Raw genomic sequence first — 21,205 nt, 5'->3', positions numbered from 1 at the left:
GCACGCCTCCGCAGCCGAAACCCGACAGCGGGCTACCGTGTGGCGGGCAGCTGTGGCACGCTCGCGCGATGGCGCGACGCAAGATCGAGACGGGGCAGTGGTTGAACAAGCTCTACTACGGCGACAACCTCGATGTACTGCGCGAACATATACCGTCGGAATCCGTAGATCTCGTATACCTTGACCCCCCCTTCAACTCGAATCGCTCATACAACGTCCTCTTCAAGGAGAAGGGCGGCGACGAGGCGCAGGCGCAGATCGAAGCGTTCGACGACACGTGGACTTGGAGCCATGAGGCCGAGGCGCTGTACATCGACTTGCTGAACGGGGATGCGCCTAACGCGGTCAAGGATGCGCTAGAGGCTATGCGCAAGCTGCTCGGCGACAACGACGTTCTCGCCTACTTGGTCATGATGACTGCTCGGCTTATCGAACTGCGCCGCGTCCTGAAGCCGACCGGCTCGCTCTACTTGCACTGCGACCCAACAGCCAGCCACTACCTCAAGATCCTGCTTGATGCCATCTTCGATGCTCGAAACTTCCGTAACGAGATTATCTGGCAGCGCACCAATCCTAAGGGGTTGATGACTCGCAGGCTGCCCAACAACCATGATGTCATCCTGGGTTATGCGAAGTCGGAAGATAGCCTCTGGAACGAAGATGCTGTATTCCAGCCCTACGATGAGAACGACCTGGACGAACGCACGAAGTCGAAGTACCGCTACCGTGATCCCGATGGTCGGCTCTACCGGCTCGCAAGCCTCCTAAACCCCAACCCGGATCGCCCCAACCTTACCTATGAATTTCTCGGGATTACGCGGGTGTGGAGGTGGACCAGAGAGCGGATGCAGGAGGCGTACGAGCAAGGGATCGTAGTCCAGACCGCCCCGGGCCGGGTTCCACAGATGAAGCGCTACCTGGAAGAGCAGCGCGGTCGTCCCATCGGCGACATCTGGACCGACATCCTGCCGATCAATTCGCGGGCAGCAGAACGTCTCGGCTATCCCACCCAGAAGCCTCTAGCCCTTCTAGAGCGCATCCTCGCCATGGCGTCGAGCGAGGGGAGCGTTGTCCTAGACCCCTTCGCAGGCTGCGGCACGACTATCGATGCCGCCCAGAAGCTCGGCCGCCGATGGGTCGGCATCGACGTGACAACGCTTGCTATCGACTTGATCGATGCCCGGCTGCGCCATACCTACGGCGAGGGAGTCCGCAAGACCTACGAGGTCCTCGGCATCCCCCGAGACCTGGCAGGGGCCCAAGCCCTCTTCAAGCGCTCGCCGTTCGAGTTCGAGCGCTGGTGCGTGATGACCATCGACGGTCAGCCGAACGAGAAGCAGGTGGGGGATCGCGGCATCGATGGCGTGATCAGGTTCCCGATCGACGGCAAGGGCAACTCTGACAAGATCCTCGTTTCAGTGAAGGGCGGCGCGACCAACCCGGCACATGTACGGGACCTGATCGGAACCGTGCAGTCCCAGCGGGCGGGGATGGGTGTCTTCATCTGCATGCAGAAGCCCACCAAGGCGATGATCGAAGCTGCGAACCATAGCGGCCTCTACTCCCACCCTGCCAACGGCCAGAAGTTCCCGAGGGTGCAACTAATCACCGTTGAGGAGCTGCTTCAAGGCAAGCGCCCCAACCTGCCCAACACCCTGCTGCCCTACTTCCAGGCGCAGAAGCGAGTCAACAAGGGCGATCAAGGGACGCTGTTCGGCTAACCAACTGGCAAGGAGTGCAACCATGAGCACCGCCAAGGAGCGACGCCGCGAAGAGCGGGAGGCAGCCGAGAATGCAGCCTTGGATGCAGCCGTGGATGCGTGGGTTGAGCGCCAACTCGCCGAGTCCCCACCGATGACGTGGGAGCGGTGGGAGAGTATTAATGCCATCGTCGGCATCAAGGTCACGCGTCGCGAGCAGGCGACGGGAGAGGCCGGGGAAGACTAACAACCGTGGGCAAGAGACGATCGGCAATCGAGATGCAAGAGGCCGTCGAGCGCGAAATCCTCGAACTACTCGACCAGCACGGCGAGATGCCGACCTGGAAAGTGTGTTCTTTAGTCACGACCGGGCGCAGGGTACTCGCCAGCAACGAGCACGTCACCATTTACGACCGTTGGAGCATGACGTACATCCGCGATCGACTCTATGAACTCAGTCCGCGCGTGACATACGGCGTGGCGCTGTGGGGCGGCGCTCGCATCCCGCAGTTCATCTGGAGACTGGCAGATCCGCCTGAGAGCAAGGACGACGAGTAGCCCGCTCATATGGCTTTTCCTTGAGGCTTCTCCGAGCGCCCGCCGTCCTGCCCGCGTGCGGCTCGTCGGGCGGCACGGTACCTGGGGGTACGACCCCCTCGACCCGTCGCCCCGACCGCCGTGTGATAGCAGGAGCCATCGCGCCACGGTGTACATGTGATCAGGACGCCTATCGACCCTGATTCCCAGGCATGACCAGGGATAGTCCCCGAGATATCTGGTGCCACGGCTTCAGGGTCAATCGGCGTTTATCGATCAGGATTCGATGGTGTCGTACGACGTCGCATCGGTGGTTGTGGCCAGCCAGAGCGCGTGATGGAACAGCGAGAGCCGGTCTCCGAAGTGCCGGGCGTGCGCCCGGTCGAATCGCGCGTGACAGCTACGGCACATCGGCGAGTAGTGGGCGGGATCAGTGCTGAACGGCTGGCCATGCTCTCGCCCCTCGCCGTCGCGCATCACGTCCGGGTCGGCATGCGAGTACGCCCACTGCTCAGCCTGCTTGCCACACCGACAGAGATGCGCCGAGGCGCGGCCGTTGAGCCGGCGCACCAGCTTGTGCGCAGAGTCGTAGTCAGCCGGTGGTGCCTGCCTGGCTCTCGGGTCAGGGTGGCGGTTTCGGTCGGCGCAGTTGGTCGTCACGCCGTTGCGGAGGTTGCTCAGGTTGTAGTCCCTGACGTTGCCGCACTCGCATCGGCAGATGACTCGGCAGGAACCGTTGACCTTGCCCCGCCGCTCGATCAGGACCAGGTCGTCGAACCGGTGCCCCGGCTTGTACTTCTGCGCCTGCGGCCTGCTTGTCTGCCGTGGGGTCGGGACGTACGTGCGGACATGCCTGGCCTTGCCCTTGCAGGTCGGCCCGCAGTAGGCCGGTGCCGGCCCACGCCTGCCGCGAGGCTTGGGCGGCAGCGTCGCGCCGCAGTGCCCGCACGCGCCGGCTGGCTCTGCCGCCGGCTGGCGGAGACGCGCGGCTGAGCCCGTGCATCGCTTGGAGCAGTAGCGGGCTCCCGCCCGCTTGCCGGTCATCGCGCCGCCGCAGTGCTCGCACTTCCGCCGGTCCGCCTTGGCCGCTTCCGCTCGGCGCTCCGCTCGATCCTGCCGGCGTCGGCACGCCTCGTCGCAGTAGAGCCGCTTGCCGCTCCGGTCCTCGGGGAGCTGGTTGCCACACTCGATGCACTCGCCTCGCTGGCGGCGCTGTTGCTCGATAGTCTCGCTCACTCGGTCTGTCTCCATACAGAGCTAGGGCGCTCCCCGTAGCCCGCTGAGAGCCACGGAGAGCGCCTGTTGTTGATCAGGGATGGCTGGGGCTAGGGGTGGCGCCTACGGGGCCGGGCAGGGGCACTCCGCGGTGCCCCTGCCCGCACTGCCTCCGTCAGGCAGCGGCCTTGCTGATCAGGATCAGCTCAGCCGTCACCGCCAGGGCGGGACGCGCGACGTAGCCGCCGCTCACGATGGCCACCACCTCGGCGTTCACCTTGGTCAACTCTCGGTCAGTCACCTTGGCCGACTCGACCCGACCGAGGCCGGCGGAGAAGGTGCCCTTCACGTCTTCGATCGCGTCGTCAACGAACTTGGCCAGCTCGCCAGCGTCGATGTTGCGATGGATGCCGTGCACCGTGAAGTTCACTCGCACCTTGCGCCGCACCGTGTCGCCGTCGCGCGTCTGAGCGATGACCTCACCCGATGGCTTCCGGTACATGATCGTGTGGGTGTTCGCCATGCGACCAGTGCGCGGGTCATCGATCCACTGCTTGCTCCGCACGGCCGCGAGTCCGCCTACCTCCCGCGCGAGGTCGTTGCCGGTCGTGGTCGACCCCTCGCTGATCACGGGCATGAAGGGCTCAAGGTCCACCAGGTGGACGCTCAGGATGAAGTGGTCCGGGTATGTCGCCACCGAATCCCGCACGTCGGCGCGGCCGGCATCGCGGATCAGCTTGTGGACGGCCGCGCTGCAAGCCTGCCGGACATGGTCGAGCCCATCGGAGGGCACAGCGACCAGGAGGTTGACCATGCCGGTCTGCCTGCCGGTCTTGTAGTCGTAGTCGGCTCCCTCGGTCTGCCACAGGTACGCCGCCGGGGCGGTCACCTTCTCCGGCCGCTGCGGTACCACCTCGACCGGGATGCCGAAGAGGCCGAAACTGAACCGGTGCTCCTCGATGATCCCGTGCAGGTACTCGGCGAGCACCGGGTTGGTGCGGCCCTCGTACAGCTTGACGGCGCGCTCCGCCGCCGGGATGCGCTTGCGAGCCATGCCGAGCAGGTGCTCCGTGCGCTTGATCTCCGCCTCAGCGGTGGCCAGATCGAGTCCGGTCACGGTCTCGTCGCCGCCGTCGAGCCGAGCGAACAGATCTTCGGCAGCCTCCTTGGCCTGCTCGTGCTCGGCCTCCCACTGGCTGACTAGAGCGCGAGCCTGGGCCAGGGCCTCGACGGGGTTGGGCGTGGTGTTCTTCTTGGCAGTAGCCACGGGTGGTGAACCTTCTCTCTGATGGGTCGTCGGCCGGGCATCCGGCCACGGAGTGGGTTACTGGTGCTGAGACCGCTATGGGCAGCGGTCAAGGCGAGGAGTAGGGGTGGGGCAAGCCGTCAGAGCGCACGAGGCGGACTTGCCTGGGCAAGCGCCGGCAGGATGGCGAGCAGACTCACGGGCGAGGCTCCCGCCAGGTGATGCGGTGCCTGGCAAGGACATCGCGCTCGGCCCTGATCGCTTGGTCGAGCGCTGCCCGAGCGCCGGCGTAGAGCCGCTTGGTTCTGACGACGTCCGTGCGGGCAGCGGCGATGACGTCGTCAGGCTCGCCGGCTTGGTGGGCCCGAGCGAGCCGAGCAGCGGCGTCCGCCTTGGCGTCGAACGCTAGGGCGAACCGTTGTTCAGCAAGCTCCCGAGCCTGCCGAGCACCGGCAGGGGTTAGGACGTTCACTGGTTCTTGCCTCCTTGAAGGCATGAGGAAGGAGCCGGCCTCCGGCCGGCTTGTGTTGATGGCAGTGATGGGAGCCGGCCTCCGGCCGGCGAGCGAGATCAGTTGACAGCTCGGGCTCGCCGTTGCCAGCGCATGACGCACGCAGCTATGGCGACTTCGCCTGAGATAGATCAAGAGGAGCCGGCAACGTCGCAGCTCAGTGAGTTGCGTTGCCGACCGAGTCATACAACTGATGGCGTGAGGTACGTCAGCGGCATACGAACTGCCGTAGTTATGTATGCCGTGGCGATACTCGTCGCCTGCGACGGTCGAGGCCGACCTTGTGCCAGTGGCAGCTTCGCCCGGCACCACCCCGCCTGAACCCTGTAGGCAGAACGACGCAGCGCACGCCGGAGCCGGGCAGGATCATCCCGAACGACTCAGCCTGACGGAGAGCCGAGTACAACGTCTGCCGGTTCGCCGGGATCAGCTCGCCTTGCTGGGTGACGTCGCCAAGTACGCGCGACATCTCCCCTGGGTCGAACTCGGCGTGCCCGATGTCGTTCGCCCTGGCGTACGCCCCGAAGACGAGGCGAACGTAGAGCGGTCTGATCGCTGGGTTGACGGCAAGCTCGTCACACATCTCGATACCAAGCATGAGGAACTGCTCACCGCCCTCCCATAGCTTGCGCGCCATCAGCCCTCGCCGGCCGCACCGCCGAGCGCAGTCCTCGCCCTCATGCAGGTGCAAGCAGACGACGCAGTCGGGCGCGTACCTCCGGCGAGAGTGGAGGCGCTTCCGCCACGATCCTGTCGATGTAGTCCTGCCACTCCTTGGGGCGCGGCGTCTCGGTCTTGCTGGAGATGGGGACCATCCCCCTTCGTTGAGGTGAGCCCGCCGGTCGGGCTCTTCATCGCTTCCTTCCTGTTGTCCTTCGCCGCTGCCCTACCGCTGGGCGCAGCCGTCGCTGTTCGCCGCACCAGCGGCAGGAGCACAGGTTAGGGGAATCAGTCCCATCTTGTCAACCCTGGATTGTCAGACCCGGACTTGACGTCTCGTCGCTGCGGTTGAAACGATGGACTCCATGACCGACAAGCACATGATCGAGCGCAACCGCGCCGAAGCGGGTTGGGTAATCACGGCTCGCTGGCACCTCGATGAGGGTCAGCCGATCTCCCAAGGACCCAGCGAGGTGCTTCTGAGGCTCGCCGACGATGCCGACCCAAGGACGCGAGTTCGCGGCATGACGTCCGGCATCATGCGCCGGATCGAGCGGCACCTCGTCGAGATGCAGGAGGAGGTGCGGGGCAAGCAGCAGGCGCACCACCTGTCCGGCATCAGCGCCCGAGCCTTGAAGGAGACACTCAGCGCCATGCCGGAATCACCACGTGAGCAGCCAGACGCCTACTACGGGGGACTGCTCGCCACGTTCAAGCGGCTTGAAGAGGCGGGGGTTGGCGAACCCATCAACTGGCTTGCCGAGCGGCTCAAGCTACCCAAGAACACCGTGCGAACTCAGCTCGCAACCGCCCGGCGCAGGCAGAGGCAGGGTTGACCTGGACGGCCTACAGCCCGCCCTCGCCCCACGTCTTGCTGTCGCCCCGCCAGCGGGAGTTGCCGAGCCGGCGAGGGTCGAGTGTGCGCGCGCCCCGGTACGTCTTCCCCACCCGCAAGTCGAGCACGAGTGCCACCACCTCGCGCCGTTGGCCGATGGTCAGCCGCTCCCACCTCTGCTCTACGCCGGGCCCGACGAGGTCCCGCACCAGCGGGGGCACATCAACGTGCTCTGCCCGTCGCTCGGCATCCTCGATCTGAGCAAGCAACGGACCCTCGATGGCTGCCAGCCCGTCTGGCGTCAGCTTGTTCTGTGCCGCAGCGGCGTACCAGGCAGCGAGTTGTGCCCGCTTCTCCTTGGCTTCCTGCTCTGCCTGGGCACGGCTGTTCGCATCTTGCTCAGGGTTGAGCAGGTCGAGAGCGTCGGGGCGAGCAAGCCGAGCCATCAGAACGGCCGTCACGAAGTCTTCGAGAACCGTCGTCTTCACGCTCACGCAGAACCGATCGGCGCACAGGTAGGCGTAGTGGGTGCGGTTCTTCTGCACTCTCATCCGTCCGTTGCACACGTCGCAGACAGCGACACCGGACAGCAGGTAGCGCACGGCGGTGTCTCTCTGAGTCTTCCGCCGTGGGTCGGTCAGGATCGACCGGCAGACCGCGTACGTCTCGTCATCAAGAATCGCCGGCCAGTCAGCCTGACCCACGATCTTGCCGTTGTGTACGCGCTTCCCGATGTATCCAGGGTTCTGCAACATGCGGCTGATCTGGCTGAGCGTCCACCCCTTCTCGCCACCGCGCGGTGTGGGGATGCTCCGGGCGTTGAAGTCCCGAGCGATCGAGTAGCAGGCCTCCCCACCTGCAACCCGCTTGGCTGCCTCGCGGACCACAGCCGCCTGCTCGTCGTGTAGCACCTGGGCGATGAAGTTGCCTCGGTCGTCGTACGTCCGCCGGTACCCGTAGAGCAGCTTCCCGTGTGGCTTACCGCTCGCCGCCTTGGCGCGCACAGACCGCAGGATGCGCTCTCGGGTCTTCTCGCTCTCGTACGCTGAGTCAACCCCGTCCTCTGCCAAGGTGCGCCAGTCACGCGGGTTGTCGAGATCGTAGGTCCGGCGATGGGTGACGACGTGTATGCGGACGCCGCGCCGCCGGCACAGGTTGAGCAGACCTGCCCAACCTTCGAGTTCTCGACCGCCACGAGATGACTCCCACAGGATCAGCACATCCACGTGCTCAGTGGCGAGGTAGTCGAGTAGCTTGACGTACTCTTCGCGCGTCTTCTTGGCGTACCGACTTGCCGACCGGTCGTTGTCGACGAACACCTTGGCGACAGTCCAGGTCTGTTCGGTCGCAGCCTCGCGGCACTCCTGCTCTTGCTCGCCAACAGAGCGACGCTGCTTCTTGTCGTCTTCGCTCACTCGGGCATAGATGACCGCGTTGACGACGGCTCGCAGACCTGGCTTCACCCCGCTCATGGCGTGGTAGAGTATCACTACCCCTATCACACGTTCGCACCGGACACCGCATTCAGATGGGTCATCCCGGTGGTCTGGAAGTCCTCCTCCACCGCCGGCGGCAGGCGGCTGGTGTCGCCCACGACCAGGCCGGGCAGCAACCCGCCCGGCTCGTCGGGGAGCGGCTCGCACGCGCGTTGCAGCCCGGCCCGGAGGGCGCCGGCGGCCCGCTGCACCCAGGGCGGCGGGCCGTGCAGGGTGGGCGCCCCGGTCGCCGAGAGCACCGCTGCGGTCAGGTCCCCGCCGCGCGGGGCCATCAGCCGTCCCCGCGCGGTCGCCCGCTGCCCCGGCAGCAGCGTCCGCCAGGCCGGATCGCTCGCCAGCACCAGGCCCCGCACCGATCCGGCCACCTGCCGGTCGGTGGAGTCGGTCAGACGGAGCAGGTCGGCGCGGAGGAGCACGATGGCCGGCCGGCCGGCGACGCCCCGGATCGGGCGCGGGTCGTCCCGGACCACCAGCTCGACGGTGACCAGGGGCCGCTCCTGCACGAGCGCCCGCACCGGCGCGGCGTCGCGGACCGCGACCCGGGCCGCGGTGGCGGTCGCGCCGCAGACCACCCCGAGCAGCACGGCCACCGCGAGCCAGCCGAGCCGGCGGACCGGGGCGGCCGGCCGGCCCAGCAGGCCGCACAGGTGGAGACCGAGGAGGGTGGCCAGGCCGCCGGCGACGGCGGCCACGGTGGCCGTCGCCGCCGCGGTGAGGTGCAGGCCGGCCAGGGCGGCCAGCCAGGCGGCCACCGCCAGCCCGGCCAGCCGCAGATCGGGTATCTCGCGAGCCTCGGTGTGGGTCGCGGGGTTCACACCGTCACCAGTTCTTTGAGCTGCTCGTACCGGGCGTCGCCGATGCCCTCGACCTGGCGCAGGTCGGAGACCGACCGGAAGCCGCCGTGCCGCTCCCGGTGGTCGAGGATCCGCTGGGCGAGCACCGGTCCGACGCCGGGCAGCGCGTCGAGCTGGGCCAGCGTGGCCGTGTTCAGGTTGACCGGACCGGCGGGCGCCCCACCGGGGGCCGCCGGCCTCGCCGCCTGGCCGGGCTGCGCCGGCTGGCCGGGCGGTGCGGCCACGCCGACCAGGATCAGCTCGCCGTCGGTGACCTTGCGGGCCGGGTTGAGCAGGGCCACGTCCACACCGGGCAGCGCGCCACCGGCCGCCTCGAGGGCGTCGCCGACCCGCGAGCCGGCGGGCAGCCGGACCAGGCCCGGTCGGCGTACCTTGCCGGCGACCGCGACCACCACCTCGCCGCTCGCCCCCGACGAGGCGACCGGGGACGGCGGTGGCTCGTCCGCGGCGGCGACCGTCGACACCGGCCGGACCGGCTCGGCGTGCGGGCGGGACCGCCAGGCCCAGACCCCGGCCACCAGCACCACGACGACGGCGACGACGGCCAGCGCCCGGACGCCCCGTCGACCGGGATCGAACGCGCCCGGCCCGGGCAGCCGGGAGAGCCGCGACGGCGGGTCCGGGCTGGGCTCCGGCCCGTCAGCCTCGGCGGAGCCGGTGACCGGCGGCACGACCGCATCGGGACGCCGGCCCGGCTCCCCGGGTACGCGCGGTCGGGGCGCGGCGGGTGCCGCCGGGAGCAGGTCGAAGGTCGGCCAGTCCGGCTCGCGGCGGGCGTCCCGGGTGAACAGCCGGGACAGCCGCCGGCGCACCGCGCTCTCGTCGTCGTCTGACACGGCGCGAGGCTAGGTCGCACGACGGGCGGTGTTCAGGAAGGACCAGGCAGGCTGTGGACAGGCGGATCCCCTGTGGACGACGACCTGATCATGCCCGAACCGTGCTATCGGGCGGGGCGGCAGGCGACAGTTCGCGGGCGAACCGGCGTATCGCCTCGGTGACCGCCGCCGGGGCGTCGAAGTTGGCCAGGTGCCCGGCGCCCGGGACCAGTTCGATCCGGGTGCCGGGGCGGGCTCGGGCGAACTCCTGCTCCCCGGCGCGGAACAGCCGGTCCCGTTCCCCGTTGAGGATGAGCACCGGGGCGCGCACGGCAGCCAGGCTGGTCGCGTCGAACCGGCCCATGACGTCCCGCCAGGCCACCGGCAGGGTGTGGAAGGCGTAGCCGTCGGCGATGGTGGCCCCGACGACCTCCGGCGGGTACAGGCGGCGCAGCAGCCGGTCGTTCCAGGCGGTGAGCCGGGCCGCCGGAAGCCGCGCGACCAGTGCCGCCATCAGCCGGTACGGCACGGTCAGCGGTCCGGTGGTGGCCACGCTCGCGCCCATCAGCACCAGCCCGGCCAGCAGGTCCGGGTGCCGTCGGGCGACGTGCAGCGAGACGTACCCGCCGAGCGAGTGACCCACCACCAGGGCGGGACCGGCGTCGAGGTCGTGGACCGCCTCGGCCACCACGTCGGCGGCCCGGTCGAGGTCCCACGGCTCGGCCGACCGGCGGCCGTGCCCGGGCAGGTCGATCGCGGCCACCGGGAACTCCGCGGCGAGCGCGGCCAGTTGCGGCTGCCACTGGCCCCGCGCGAAGCGGGTGCCGTGCACCAGGACGACCGGTGGTCGGTCCATGCTCACCTCGCCTCGGGGTCGATGCCGAACACCGCCCGGCCGCCGTCCACCGGCACCGTCGCCCCGTTGACGAAGCTGGCCCGCTCCGACAGCAGGAACGCCACCACCTCGGCCACCTCCCCGGTACGCCCGATCCGGCCCAGCGGGTGCAGCCGGGCCAGCTCCGCGGTGATCCACTCCGCCTCGGCCGGCTCCCGTGCGGTGAGGAAGGCGGCGTGCCGCTCGGTCAAGCCGAGCGCGACGGCGTTGGTCCGTACGCCCCGGACGCCGTACTCGACGGCGAGTGAGCGGGTGAGCCCTTCGAGGGCGGCCTTCGCCGTGGCGTACGGCAGGGCGCCCGGCACCGCCCGGCGGGCCTGGTGGGAGGAGACGTTGACGATCGCGCCACCGGTGCCGGCGGCCAGGTACCGGCGTACCGCGGTGCCGGCGCCGACCACGGCGGGGCGCAGGTTCCGCGCGATCAGCTCGAACACCTCGGCTGCGCGCGCGGTGTGCAGGGCGGCGTCCCGGAACACGGCGGCGTTGTTGACCCAGCCGGCCAGCGGCTCGGCCGCCTCGGCCAGGTCGGCGGCCCGCCCGGCGACCTCCTCGTCGGCGGCGTCGCCGAGCACCGGCCGCAGCCGGTCGGCGGCGGGATGCTCGGCCAGCCAGCGCAGCGCGTCCGGGTCCTGCTCGACGACCACCACGGTGCCGTCGTCGGCGGCGAGCCGCTCCACGATGGCCCGCCCGACGCCCCGGCCCCCGCCGGTCACCACGTACGACACGACATCATTCTCCCGGGCCCGGACGGCCGCGCGCCATCCGGAGCCGCATCGGCGGAACTGCGGTGTCCGGGCGCACTGGATGCCGCCACCTCGCCGAAGCCGCGCACCCGCCGGGTGGCGCCGGCACCCGGTCGAGGCGGCGTCGGTCAGGACGGGCGGCGATGGATGACCACGCAGGCCAGTCCCGGTCCGGCGTGCGCCGCCACGACCGCCCCGGCCTCGGTGACGTACGTGTCGTGCAGGCGGGCGCCGAGGCGCTCGGTCAGCGCCGCGACCAGTTGCTCGGCGCGCTGCGGGGCGGCGAGGTGGTGCACCGCCAGGTCCACCTCGGCGTCGCCGGCCGCCTCGACGGCCAGGTCGACCAGGCGGGCCACGCCCCGGCTGGCGGTACGGACCTTGTCCCGGAGCGCGATCGTGCCGTCCGGCATGTGCATGATCGGCTTCACCGACAGGGCGGTACCGAGCAGGGCCTCGGCCGCGTTGATCCGGCCACCCCGACGCAGGAACTCCAGGGTGTCCACGTAGAAGAAGATGGTGGTCCGGGCGATGGCGTCGACCGCCGCCTGGCGTACCCCGGCCAGGTCCGCGCCCTCGGCGGCGGCCGCGGCGGCGGCGAGCGCCGGGAAGCCCAGGCCCATCCCCGTCGAGCGACTGTCGACCACGGCGACCCGGTCGCCGAACTCGGCGGCGGCCAGCCGGGCGGCCTCCACCGTGCCGGACAGCTCGGCTGACAGGTGCACCGAGAGCACGCCGTCGGCGCCGGCGGCGAGCCGTTCGCGATAGACCTGCGCGAACTGCTCCGGGGCCGGGCGGGAGGTGCTGGCCGAGACCCGCCGGCCGCTCAGTGCCCGGGCGGCGTCGTCCGGGAACGTCTCGACCCCCTCCCGCCCTTCGGCGCCGTTGAGCACGACGGTCAGCGGGACCAGGGTGAGCTGGTGCGCGCGCACCAGTTCGGGCGGGAGGTAGGCGGTGGAGTCGGTGACGACCGCGACGGGCATGACCGGCACGCTAGCCGATACCGGCCCGGCACGCCCGGGCCGGATGAGTCAGACCGCGTCGGTCAGCGCCGGCTGCGTGACGAGCCCGACGTTGTGCGCGCGCAGGTGCCAGCCCCGGACGTCGTTGTTGCGCAGCTCGGTCCAGTGGCAGTTGGCCAGCGAACCGACGCTGCGCAGCACGGCATGGTCCCAGCCGAGCAGGTGGCCGACGCCCTGCCGGGCGCCGCCGCCGTGCGTGGTCACCACGACGGTGCCGCCGAGGGCCAGGTCGGCCGCGTCCTGCATGGCGGCGCCGAGGCGCCTGCCCAGGTCGTCGAGGTGCTCGATGCCGGCGCCGGGGTCGGGGTCGCCGGCGCGCCAGCGCGCGTACTCGTCGGGGAAGCGCTCGGCGACCTCGGCGAGGGCGAGCCCCTGCCACTGGCCGAAGTGGCGCTCCCGCAGCCGGGCGTCGGTGCGTACCGGCAGCCCGGTCAGCGCGGCGAGGGCGGCGGCCGTGTCGGCGGCCCGGCGCAGGTCGCTGGCGACGATGGCGTCGGGACGCAGCGCGGCCAGCACGGGCGCGGCGGCGCGGGCCTGCTCGCGACCGAGGTCGTTGAGCGGGACGTCGGTCTGCCCCTGGACCCGGTCGGCGGCGTTCCAGTCGGTGTTGCCGTGCCGCCAGATGATCAGGCGGGTCATTCCGCGCTGGCGGTGCCGGCGGTGGAGTCGGCCAGGTCCCGGTCCACGAACGGGATCTGCGGGCAGTCCTTCCAGAGCCGGTCGAGGGCGTAGAACTCGCGCTCCTCGGTGTGCTGGACGTGCACCACGATGTCGACGTAGTCGAGCAGCACCCAGCGGCCACCCCGCTCGCCCTCGCGCCGGACCGGCTTGGCCTTCTCCGGCAGCTCCAGCAGGCGCTCCTCGATGGCGTCGACGATGGCGAGCACCTGGCGCTCGTTCGGAGCGGCGGCCAGCAGGAACGCGTCGGTGATGGCGAGCTGGTCGCCCACATCGATGATGACGATGTCCTGCGCCTTCTTGTCGGCCGCGGCCTGTGCGGCGGCCATCGCCAGCTCGTGAGCGCGTTCGGAAACTGTCACCGTTCTCCTTCGATCAACCGTGCGACCCTCCAAGCCTCTCACACCGGGCCGCGCGACGACTTGTCAGTTCTGGCCGATTACCCAGACAAACGCTCGCGTTCGGGGAGATTTCACCGCTGATAGAGGCGCCGCTTGGCGATGTACTGCACCACACCGTCCGGCACCAGGTACCAGACCGGCTCACCCCGGGCCACCCGGGCACGGCAGTCGGTCGAGGAGATGGCCATCGCCGGGACCTGCACCAGGCTGACCGTGTCCGCCGGGAGGTGCTTGTCGGAGAGCTCGAACCCGGGGCGGGTCACCCCGATGAAGTGGGCCAGCTCGAACATCCGGTCCACTTCCTTCCAGGACAGGATGCGCTCCAGCGCGTCCGCGCCGGTGATGAAGAAGAGCTGGACCTTCGGGCCGTACTCGGCGTGCAGGTCGCGCAGGGTGTCGACGGTGTACGTCGGGCCGCCGCGGTCGATGTCGACCCGGCTCACCTGGAAGCGGGGGTTGGAGGCGGTGGCGATCACCGTCATGAGGTAGCGGTCCTCGGCGGAGCTGACCACCTCGTCCGCCTTCTGCCAGGGCTGGCCGGTGGGGACGAAGACCACCTCGTCCAGGCCGAACCGGTCCGCCACCTCGCTGGCCGCCACCAGGTGACCGTGGTGGATCGGGTCGAAGGTGCCGCCCATGATCCCGATCCGCCTGATGTCTTCCTCCACCCCGCGATCGTAGGCCGGTGCGGGACGTCGGCAGTCTCGCCCCTTGCCGGCGCCCGCGCTTCGGGGCGGTTCCGGCCGGGGGTTCCCCGATCGTCCGGTTGGCCATATACTCGCCTGCGAGTAATCGGAAGCGAGCATCGTGGGAGGGCGGCATGTCGGGGCGGCGAAAGGTCGGCAACCTGCTGGCGCTGGCCGTGCTGTCCGCCCTCGTCCAGCGGCCCATGCACCCGTACGAGATCGCCACCACGCTCCGCGGCTGGGGCAAGGACCACGACATGGGCATCAAGTGGGGGTCCTTCTACACCGTGGTCCGCAACCTGGAGCGGCACGGCCTGATCGCGGCCGTGGAGAGCGTCCGCGCGGGGCGGCGCCCTGAGCGCACCGTCTACCGCATCACCGACGCCGGCCGGGCGGAGCTGGTCGACTGGACCCGCGAGCTCGTTTCGACCCCGGTCGCCGAGCAGTCCCGCTTCCGCGCCGGCCTGTCGGTGCTCGCCGTGCTGCATCCCGAGGAGGCGACGGCCCTGCTGCGCCGGCGGCTGGCGCTGCTGGAGGAGGAGGTCGGGGCCGAACGCGCCGCCCTCGCGGAGCACCTGCGCACCCTGCCACGCCTGTTCCTGGTCGAGTCGGAATACGACCTGGCCATCCGGGAGGCGGAGGTGGCCTGGGTCCGCGCCCTGCTGGCCGAGCTCGGCTCGGGCAGCTACCCGGGCCTGGCCGAGTGGCGGGCCTTCCACGAGACCGGCGTGCTGCCGGCCGAGCCGGACGGGCCCGGCGAGAGGAGCGGCTCCGCACCGTGATGGACGGCCCCGGCACGGTGCGCCAACACCAGGCCGGGGCCCTTACCTCGAACCGACACCCGAAGGTGCCCGGCCCGAAGCGGCAACCACGAGGATAGCTGGGCTCCCTCCCAGTCGGTTCGTACGCATCGCAACCGACGATCCCTGGGAGGGAACCGTGACCACAGTGCGAACAGCGATCGTGATCGGCGGCGGCATCGCCGGCCCGGTGACGGCATTGGCGCTGCACCGGGCGGGCATCACCGCGACCGTGTACGAGGCGTACCCGAGCACCACCGACGGCGCCGGCGGCACGCTCGGGCTCGCGCCCAACGGCGTCGCCGCGCTGCGCGCCGTCGACGCGGACCGGGCTGTGACCGCGAACGGTAATCCGATGGTTCGAATGGTGATGGCGGTAGGGCGCAAGCGCATCGCCCTGCCGGGGCTGGCGGGTGTGCCGCCGTTGCAGGTGGTGCACCGCAACGAACTGCACCGCGTGTTGCACGACCGCGCCCACGCCGACGGGGTGGTCATCGAGCACGGGAAGCGCCTGGTCGACGTGCGGGAGACGGGCAGCGGCATCACCGCCCGGTTCGCCGACGGCAGCACGGCGACGGCGGACGTCCTCATCGGCGCCGACGGCATCCGGTCGGCGGTGCGCGCCCTGATCGACCCGGACGCCGTCGGACCGAAGTTCACCGGGCTGCTCGGCTTCGAGGCGGTGGCCCGGCACGAGGTCGAGGTGGAACCAGGCACCATGACCTTCGCCTTCGGCCGGGGCGGCTACTACCTCTACTGGCCGGAGCCGGGCGGCGGCACCCGGTGGGGCGTCAACCTGCCGCAGCAACGGCCGATGAGCCTCACCGAGGCCCGCGCCCTGCCACCGGCCGACTGGATGCGGACGCTGCGGGCCGCGTACGCCGACGACGACCCGGGTCGCGAGCTCATGCTCACCAGCCGCGAGGACGAACTGCAGGTGGTGGGCTCGCTGCACATCATGCCGCCGGTGCGGCACTGGCACCGCGGGCGGATGGTGCTGGTCGGCGACGCGGCGCACGCGCCGTCGAACAGCTCCGGCCAGGGTGCCTCGCTGGCCATCGAGAGCGCCGTGCAGCTGGCCCGCTGCCTGCGCGACCTGCCCGACATCCCGTCCGCGTTCGCCGCCTACGAGCAGCTGCGCCGCGGCCGGGTGGAAGCGGTCGCCGCGCGAGCGGCGAAGATCAACCGCACGAAGGCGCCGGGCCCGGTGGCCCGGGCGCTGATGCCGGTGCTCATGCCGATGCTGATGCGGATCGCGATGAACCCGGAGAAGACGCTCGGCCCCGAGCAGCGGTACGTCATCGACTGGGACGCCCCCGTGACGACGGCCGCACGCTGAACCCGCGCCGTGGGTGGCGCGCCCGTTTCGGCGCGCCGCCCACGAACCGGTCAGGCCGAGGCGGCGGCCACCGCCGTGCGCGCCACCAGCGCGCGGCGCAGATCGTCGTCCCGGTCGACGACCTGCCGGCGCAGGCCCGGCGTCAGGTCGTCGCGGGCCAGCAGCGCCGCGGCCAGGTCCCGGGTGGACCGCGCCACGGCGTAGCGGGGGAAGGCCAGGGTGGCGACCCGGTCGGCCATCCAGGGGGTACGCAGCCGCGCCGCCGCCGGCATGTCGGCGAAGTACCGCTCGACGTATCCGGCGGTCAGCTCGGCCTGCTCCGGCTGCCAGAAGCCCTCCGCGGTCGCCTCGACGAGCCGGTTGGAGAGCTCGATGTTGCTGGTGATGATCTCCCAGGCGGCCCGCTTGGCGTCGGCGTCGGGCAGCGCGGCCCGGCAGCTCGCGGCCCGCTCGGCGCCGGTGGCGCTGCGGTCGGCGGCTGCCTCGGCGGCGATCTCTGGCTCGCCGGCCGCGCCGAGCACGACCAGCCGGTGCAGGAGCGCCCAGCGCAGGTCGGCGTCCACGGCCAGCCCCTCCGGCACGCCGTCGCCGGCCAGCCAACCGGCGAGCAGCCCGGCGTCGGCGGTGGCGCCGATCAGGCCCCGGGCCGCGGCGAGCTGCAGCGAGCCCCCGGCCGGAGCGCCGGCCAGCAGCGCGGCGCACGCCTCCGCGATCCGGAGCAGGGCCGCGTCCCGGGCCAGCGGCTCCAGGTAGCGGTCGACCAGGCCACGGCTGAGGGTGAGCACGTCCTCGGCGATGATCACCTCGGTCTCGGCCGGCAGCGCCGCCGCGATGAGCGAGACCACCGAGGCCACCGGACGCTCGCCGTCGGTGGCGGCGTCCAGGGCCTCGCCCCACAGCAGCGCCCGGGCCAGCGGGTCGTCCAGCCCGGCGAGCAGCATCGGCACCGCGTCCGCGGAGGCGGGGTCGAGCCGGATCTTGGCGAAGGTGAGGTCACCGGCGTTGGGCAGCAGCAGGCCGGCGGCCGGCTGCCCGATCAGCTCGGTCAGCTCGGTGCGGCCGCCGTCGGCGTCCGGGTCCAGGTCCACCTCGAGGCGGTGCACCGGGGCGTCGGGAGCGTAGCGCGCCACGCCGATGCGGTGCGGACGCAGCACCGGGTACGCCTCCGGCGCGGTCTGCACCACCGCCGCCTCGCTCCACCGGCCGTCGGCGTCCACCGCGGTCACCATCCGCAGCGTGTTCACCTGCGGGCGGCGCAGCCAGCGGGCGGCCCAGTCGGCCAGGTCCCGCCCGCTCGCCGTGCTCAGGCTCTCCAGCAGGTCGGTGAGGGTGGCGTTGCCGAACCGGTGCTTGGCGAAGTGCGCGTTCAAGCCGGTGAGGAAGGCGTCGTCGCCGACCCAGGCGACGAGCTGGCGCAGCACGCTGGCGCCCTTGGCGTAGGAGATGCCGTCGAAGTTGAGCAGGGCCTGGGCGGCGTCGGCCACCTCCGCCGGGGCCACCGGGTGGGTGGAGGGGCGCTGGTCGGCCGCGTACCCCCACGCCTTGCGGCGCATCGCGAACGTGGTCCACGCCCGGTCGAACCGGGTGGCCTCGGCGGTGACCCGGGTGCCCAGGTATTCGGCGAAGGACTCGTTCAGCCAGAGGTCGTCCCACCAGCGCATGGTGACCAGATCGCCGAACCACATGTGCGCCATCTCGTGCGCGATCGTGGTGGCCCGCAGCTCCCGCTGGGTGTCGGTGACCGCGGAGCGGAAGATGTAGTCGTCGCGCAGGGTGACCAGACCCGGGTTCTCCATCGCTCCGGCGTTGAACTCCGGCATGAACGCCTGGTCGTACTTGCCGAACGGGTAGCGCTCGGCGAAGAGCTGGTGGAACCGGTCGAAGCACTGCCGGGTGACCGTGAAGATCTCGTCGGCGTCGGCGTCCAGGTGGGCGGCCAGCGACCGCCGGCAGTAGAGGCCGAGCGGGATGCCGTCGTGCTCGTCCTGGCGGACGTGCCAGGGGCCCGCGATCAGCGTGAAGAAGTAGGTGGCCAGGGGTTCGGTGGGGGCGAACTCCCAGCGCCCGGGCGCCGGCCGCTCGGCGAGCCGCCCGTTGGCGGCCACGGTCCACTCCGGCGGGGCGGTGACCGAGAGGGTCACCGGCGCCTTCAGGTCGGGCTGGTCGAACGCGGCGAAGATGCGCTGCACGTCGTCGAGGAAGGACATGGCGTAGAGGTACGTCTCGCCGTCGGCCGGATCGACGAACCGGTGCAGGCCCTCGCCGGTGTTCGAGTACGCCATCTCGGCGCTGACCGTCAGGGTGTTCTCCGCGGCCAGCCCGATCAGCGGCAACCGGTTGTCGTCGAGGACGGCCGGGTCGAGGTCCCGGCCGTTGAGGCGTACGCCGAGGAGGTTCACGGGTTTCACCTCGGCGAAGGTGTCGGCGCCGGGGGTCGCCCGGAACCGGATCGTGACCGTCGAGCGGAACCGCTCGCCGGCACCGGTCAGGTCGAGGTCCACCTGGTAGGACTCGACGGTAATCAACGCGCCACGCGCGGTCGCCTCTACACGGGTCAGGCTCGGCATCCGCTTATCCTGCCCGATGGGGATCCGGACGGGCTCCCCGGTGACGCGTGGCGATGGAGGAACGACATGGGTCAGCACCCCAAGGGCGACTTCGACCTCTCCCGGGCGATCTGGCAGCGGGCCGAGGGTGACGCCTCCGAAGGCGCGGTCGAGGTGGCCTTCGTCGACGACCTGATCGGGATGCGCAACTCGGCCGAGCCGGACGGGCCGGTGCTGGTCTTCACCCAGGGCGAGTGGGACGCCTTCGTCGCGGGTGCCCGGGACGGCGAGTTCGACCTGGAGTGAGCCCCGGCGCTCAGTCACCGTCGCCCCAACCCAGACCGCCGGGGCCGGGCGCGTGGTGAAAGCCCGGATGGCCGGCCACGTCCGCGCACCGCTCGCCGTCGGGCCCGAGCGCCCCGCAGAACAGCCGCTCCGCGCGGTGCCAGGCGTCGGCCGGGGAGAGCGCCGCGGCGCCGAGCGCCAACTCCGGGCGGAGCAGCCCCAGCGCCTCGGCGTAGGCGACGGCCAACTCCCGGGCGACAGCCGGATCGACGGCCTCGAAGCCGAGGTGCACGGTGAAGAACCGGGGCGGTCTGGCCCCGGACCGCCGGGGCGGTGCGACCAGTGACTCCTCGCGGTCGCCGGGGCGCCCGCTCAGCCCGGTCACCGCCCGCCGCTGCCGCCAGTGCGCCGCCCTGTTGTCCCGCATCCGTCCTCCCCGTCGCCGGTGACCACCGCCGGTCGCGCCCGGCGGATCCGCGACCGGCCCGCCGCCGGTCTCCGGGCTGAGCCAACCAGCTTTTCCGCGCCCTGGGAGGGGCCAGCTCCGGTGCTCTCGGCTGGCCCCTCCCAGGGCCCGCCGCAGCTGCTACACCAACGCCCGAACGGGCGGATTCACCCGCCCCGGCACGGGTAGACGGGCACCGTCGCCGAGCCGCGTCAGGAGCAGCAGATGAGCACCATCCCCACCGACCGCAGTCCGGACAGCACGCTGGCCTTTCTCCGCGAGGGTTACCGGTTCGTCGGCGACCGCTGCGAGCAATACGGCAGCGACATCTTCCAGACCCGGCTGCTGCTGGAACCCACCATCTGCCTGCGCGGCCGCCCGGCCGCCGAGCTGTTCTACGACAACGACCGGTTCGTCCGCCGGGGGGCCATGCCGATGCGGGGCCAGCTCACCCTCACCGGGGTCGGCGGCGTCCAGGGGCTCGACGGTGCGGCGCACCAGGCGCGCAAGGCGATGCTCATGTCGATGATGACGTCCGCCGCCATCCGGCAACTCGGGCAGCTCTTCGACGACGAGTGGCGGGCCCGGATCCCGGTCTGGGCGGAAGCCGGCCCGGTGGCGCTCTGCGAGGAGGCCGGCCGGATGCTGACCCGGGCGGTCTGCGCCTGGACGGGCGTGCCGCTGGCCGGCGCCGACGTGGTGCGCCGCAGCGCCGACCTGCACGCGATGATCGAGGCGCCGGCCGCGGTCGGTCCCCGGCACTGGCGGGGTCTGCTGGGCCGCGGTCGCGCCGAACGCTGGATCGGCGACCTGATCGAGCGGACCCGGTCGGGGGCCCTGCCCGCGCCGGAGGGCAGCGCGCTGCGGATGGTCGCCGGGCACCGCGACGCGCAGGGGCAGCCGCTGCCCCGCCGGATCGCCGCGGTGGAGCTGCTGAACGTCCTCCGCCCGACCGTCGCGGTCGGGCGTTTCGTGATGTTCGCCGCGCTGGCCCTGCACGACCATCCGCAATGGCGGGAACGGGTCCGCGGCGACGACACGGCCACCGAGAACTTCGTGCAGGAGGTACGGCGCTACTACCCCTTCTTCCCGGTGGTGATCGCCCGGGTCCGGCGCTCCTTCGAGTGGCAGGGGCACCACTTCCCGCAGGGTCGCCGGGTGGTGCTCGACCTGTATGCCACCAACCACCACCCGCAGCTGTGGCCGGAGCCGGAACAGTTCCGGCCGGAGCGGTTCACCGGCTGGCGGGGCGACCCGTTCAGCTTCATCCCGCAGGGCGGTGGCGACCATTTCACCGGCCACCGCTGCCCCGGCGAGTGGCTCACCATCGAGCTGATGAAGCGGGCGGTCATCAACCTGACCTGTGCGATGAGCTACCGGGTCCCGCCGCAGGACCTGGCGCTCGACCTGACCCGGATGCCCGCCCAGCCGCCCAGCGGGTTCCTCATCGACGGGGTACGCCGGGCGGAGTGAACCTCCGCGCGCGGGAGCCGGCGCGC

Annotated in this window: 21 protein-coding genes and 1 pseudogene; 8 read left to right on the top strand and 14 right to left on the bottom strand. The window is 71.0% G+C overall.

The genetic code is table 11. From position 1 onward, the window contains the following. Nucleotides 1-68: 68 nt before the first annotated feature. The 3 genes from ACFYML_RS29340 to ACFYML_RS29330 are packed head-to-tail and all read left to right on the top strand — an operon-like array spanning nucleotide 69 to nucleotide 2,258. The gene (locus ACFYML_RS29340) at nucleotides 69-1,721 is read left to right on the top strand and encodes a DNA methyltransferase (RefSeq protein ID WP_387423702.1); all 1,653 of its coding nucleotides are present in this window, start codon (nucleotides 69-71) and stop codon (nucleotides 1,719-1,721) included. A gap of 22 nt (nucleotides 1,722-1,743) precedes the next feature. Continuing rightward, the gene (locus ACFYML_RS29335) at nucleotides 1,744-1,947 is read left to right on the top strand and encodes a hypothetical protein (RefSeq protein ID WP_387423701.1); all 204 of its coding nucleotides are present in this window, start codon (nucleotides 1,744-1,746) and stop codon (nucleotides 1,945-1,947) included. A gap of 5 nt (nucleotides 1,948-1,952) precedes the next feature. Next, complete coding sequence (locus ACFYML_RS29330) at nucleotides 1,953-2,258, top strand: hypothetical protein (protein WP_387423700.1); 306 nt, start codon at nucleotides 1,953-1,955, stop codon at nucleotides 2,256-2,258. Nucleotides 2,259-2,513: 255 nt separating this feature from the next. Here the strand turns inward: ACFYML_RS29330 and ACFYML_RS29325 are convergent, their stop codons facing one another. The 3 genes from ACFYML_RS29325 to ACFYML_RS29315 form a co-directional block, all read right to left on the bottom strand. Further along, entirely contained in the window at nucleotides 2,514-3,473 is a 960-nt protein-coding gene (locus tag ACFYML_RS29325) for a hypothetical protein (protein WP_387423698.1), read from the bottom strand. A 154-nt stretch (nucleotides 3,474-3,627) separates the two neighbouring features. Continuing rightward, the gene (locus ACFYML_RS29320) at nucleotides 3,628-4,719 is read right to left on the bottom strand and encodes a hypothetical protein (RefSeq protein WP_387423697.1); all 1,092 of its coding nucleotides are present in this window, start codon (nucleotides 4,717-4,719) and stop codon (nucleotides 3,628-3,630) included. 722 nt (nucleotides 4,720-5,441) lie between these two features. Beyond that, entirely contained in the window at nucleotides 5,442-5,846 is a 405-nt protein-coding gene (locus ACFYML_RS29315) for a hypothetical protein (protein WP_387423696.1), read from the bottom strand. A 388-nt stretch (nucleotides 5,847-6,234) separates the two neighbouring features. Between ACFYML_RS29315 and ACFYML_RS29310 the strand changes: the two genes are divergently transcribed. After that, nucleotides 6,235-6,705, top strand: a complete 471-nt coding sequence (locus ACFYML_RS29310) for a hypothetical protein (protein ID WP_387423695.1) — start codon at nucleotides 6,235-6,237, stop codon at nucleotides 6,703-6,705. Between the two features lie 10 nt (nucleotides 6,706-6,715). Here the strand turns inward: ACFYML_RS29310 and ACFYML_RS29305 are convergent, their stop codons facing one another. The 9 genes and pseudogenes from ACFYML_RS29305 to nadD all read right to left on the bottom strand — a co-directional run bounded on the left by ACFYML_RS29305 (nucleotide 6,716) and on the right by nadD (nucleotide 14,273). Beyond that, complete coding sequence (locus ACFYML_RS29305; RefSeq protein WP_387423694.1) at nucleotides 6,716-8,176, bottom strand: recombinase family protein; 1,461 nt, start codon at nucleotides 8,174-8,176, stop codon at nucleotides 6,716-6,718. Between the two features lie 29 nt (nucleotides 8,177-8,205). After that, a pseudogene (locus tag ACFYML_RS29300) lies at nucleotides 8,206-9,015 on the bottom strand (ComEC/Rec2 family competence protein); the annotation flags it as partial. Next, nucleotides 9,012-9,890, bottom strand: coding sequence for a helix-hairpin-helix domain-containing protein (locus ACFYML_RS29295; RefSeq protein ID WP_387423692.1), 879 nt, complete (start codon nucleotides 9,888-9,890; stop codon nucleotides 9,012-9,014). The pseudogene ACFYML_RS29300 and the gene ACFYML_RS29295, both read right to left, overlap by 4 nt. Nucleotides 9,891-9,978: 88 nt before the next feature. After that, nucleotides 9,979-10,725 carry an alpha/beta fold hydrolase gene (locus ACFYML_RS29290; protein WP_387423691.1) on the bottom strand — a complete coding sequence of 249 codons (747 nt, stop codon included), beginning with the start codon at nucleotides 10,723-10,725 and terminating at the stop codon, nucleotides 9,979-9,981. Between the two features lie 2 nt (nucleotides 10,726-10,727). After that, the gene (locus ACFYML_RS29285) at nucleotides 10,728-11,489 is read right to left on the bottom strand and encodes an SDR family NAD(P)-dependent oxidoreductase (RefSeq protein ID WP_387423690.1); all 762 of its coding nucleotides are present in this window, start codon (nucleotides 11,487-11,489) and stop codon (nucleotides 10,728-10,730) included. Between the two features lie 146 nt (nucleotides 11,490-11,635). Beyond that, the gene (locus tag ACFYML_RS29280; protein ID WP_387423689.1) at nucleotides 11,636-12,487 is read right to left on the bottom strand and encodes a DegV family protein; all 852 of its coding nucleotides are present in this window, start codon (nucleotides 12,485-12,487) and stop codon (nucleotides 11,636-11,638) included. A gap of 48 nt (nucleotides 12,488-12,535) precedes the next feature. After that, nucleotides 12,536-13,165 (bottom strand): histidine phosphatase family protein, encoded by a 630-nt coding sequence (locus ACFYML_RS29275; protein ID WP_387423688.1) that lies wholly within the window; start codon nucleotides 13,163-13,165, stop codon nucleotides 12,536-12,538. Further along, nucleotides 13,162-13,566: a ribosome silencing factor gene (gene rsfS, locus ACFYML_RS29270; protein ID WP_073838283.1), complete on the bottom strand. Its 405-nt coding sequence runs from the start codon at nucleotides 13,564-13,566 to the stop codon at nucleotides 13,162-13,164. The genes ACFYML_RS29275 and rsfS overlap by 4 nt, the downstream gene beginning before the upstream one ends. 110 nt (nucleotides 13,567-13,676) lie before the next feature. After that, nucleotides 13,677-14,273: a nicotinate-nucleotide adenylyltransferase gene (gene nadD / locus ACFYML_RS29265; RefSeq protein WP_073838284.1), complete on the bottom strand. Its 597-nt coding sequence runs from the start codon at nucleotides 14,271-14,273 to the stop codon at nucleotides 13,677-13,679. A 152-nt stretch (nucleotides 14,274-14,425) separates the two neighbouring features. On the opposite strand from nadD, the gene ACFYML_RS29260 reads away from it, so the two are divergent. Further along, a complete protein-coding gene (locus ACFYML_RS29260; protein WP_387423687.1) occupies nucleotides 14,426-15,073 on the top strand; it encodes a PadR family transcriptional regulator in 648 nt (215 codons plus the stop codon). 157 nt (nucleotides 15,074-15,230) lie between these two features. Beyond that, the gene (locus ACFYML_RS29255) at nucleotides 15,231-16,430 is read left to right on the top strand and encodes an FAD-dependent monooxygenase (protein WP_387423686.1); all 1,200 of its coding nucleotides are present in this window, start codon (nucleotides 15,231-15,233) and stop codon (nucleotides 16,428-16,430) included. A 50-nt stretch (nucleotides 16,431-16,480) separates the two neighbouring features. Here ACFYML_RS29255 and pepN read toward each other — a convergent pair whose 3' ends face one another. Next, complete coding sequence (gene pepN, locus ACFYML_RS29250) at nucleotides 16,481-18,997, bottom strand: aminopeptidase N (protein ID WP_387423685.1); 2,517 nt, start codon at nucleotides 18,995-18,997, stop codon at nucleotides 16,481-16,483. Nucleotides 18,998-19,063: 66 nt separating this feature from the next. On the opposite strand from pepN, the gene ACFYML_RS29245 reads away from it, so the two are divergent. After that, nucleotides 19,064-19,282, top strand: coding sequence for a DUF397 domain-containing protein (locus tag ACFYML_RS29245; RefSeq protein ID WP_387423684.1), 219 nt, complete (start codon nucleotides 19,064-19,066; stop codon nucleotides 19,280-19,282). A gap of 10 nt (nucleotides 19,283-19,292) precedes the next feature. Here the strand turns inward: ACFYML_RS29245 and ACFYML_RS29240 are convergent, their stop codons facing one another. Beyond that, nucleotides 19,293-19,688 carry a hypothetical protein gene (locus ACFYML_RS29240; RefSeq protein WP_387423683.1) on the bottom strand — a complete coding sequence of 132 codons (396 nt, stop codon included), beginning with the start codon at nucleotides 19,686-19,688 and terminating at the stop codon, nucleotides 19,293-19,295. 243 nt (nucleotides 19,689-19,931) lie between these two features. On the opposite strand from ACFYML_RS29240, the gene ACFYML_RS29235 reads away from it, so the two are divergent. Further along, nucleotides 19,932-21,179: a cytochrome P450 gene (locus tag ACFYML_RS29235; protein WP_387423682.1), complete on the top strand. Its 1,248-nt coding sequence runs from the start codon at nucleotides 19,932-19,934 to the stop codon at nucleotides 21,177-21,179. Nucleotides 21,180-21,205 lie beyond the last annotated feature (26 nt).

Source organism: Micromonospora sp. NPDC007230 (assembly GCF_042869115.1).
Lineage (GTDB): Bacteria > Actinomycetota > Actinomycetes > Mycobacteriales > Micromonosporaceae > Micromonospora.
The sequence above is the reverse complement of the archived record's forward strand: the minus strand, read 5'-3'. Positions and strand labels throughout refer to the sequence as shown.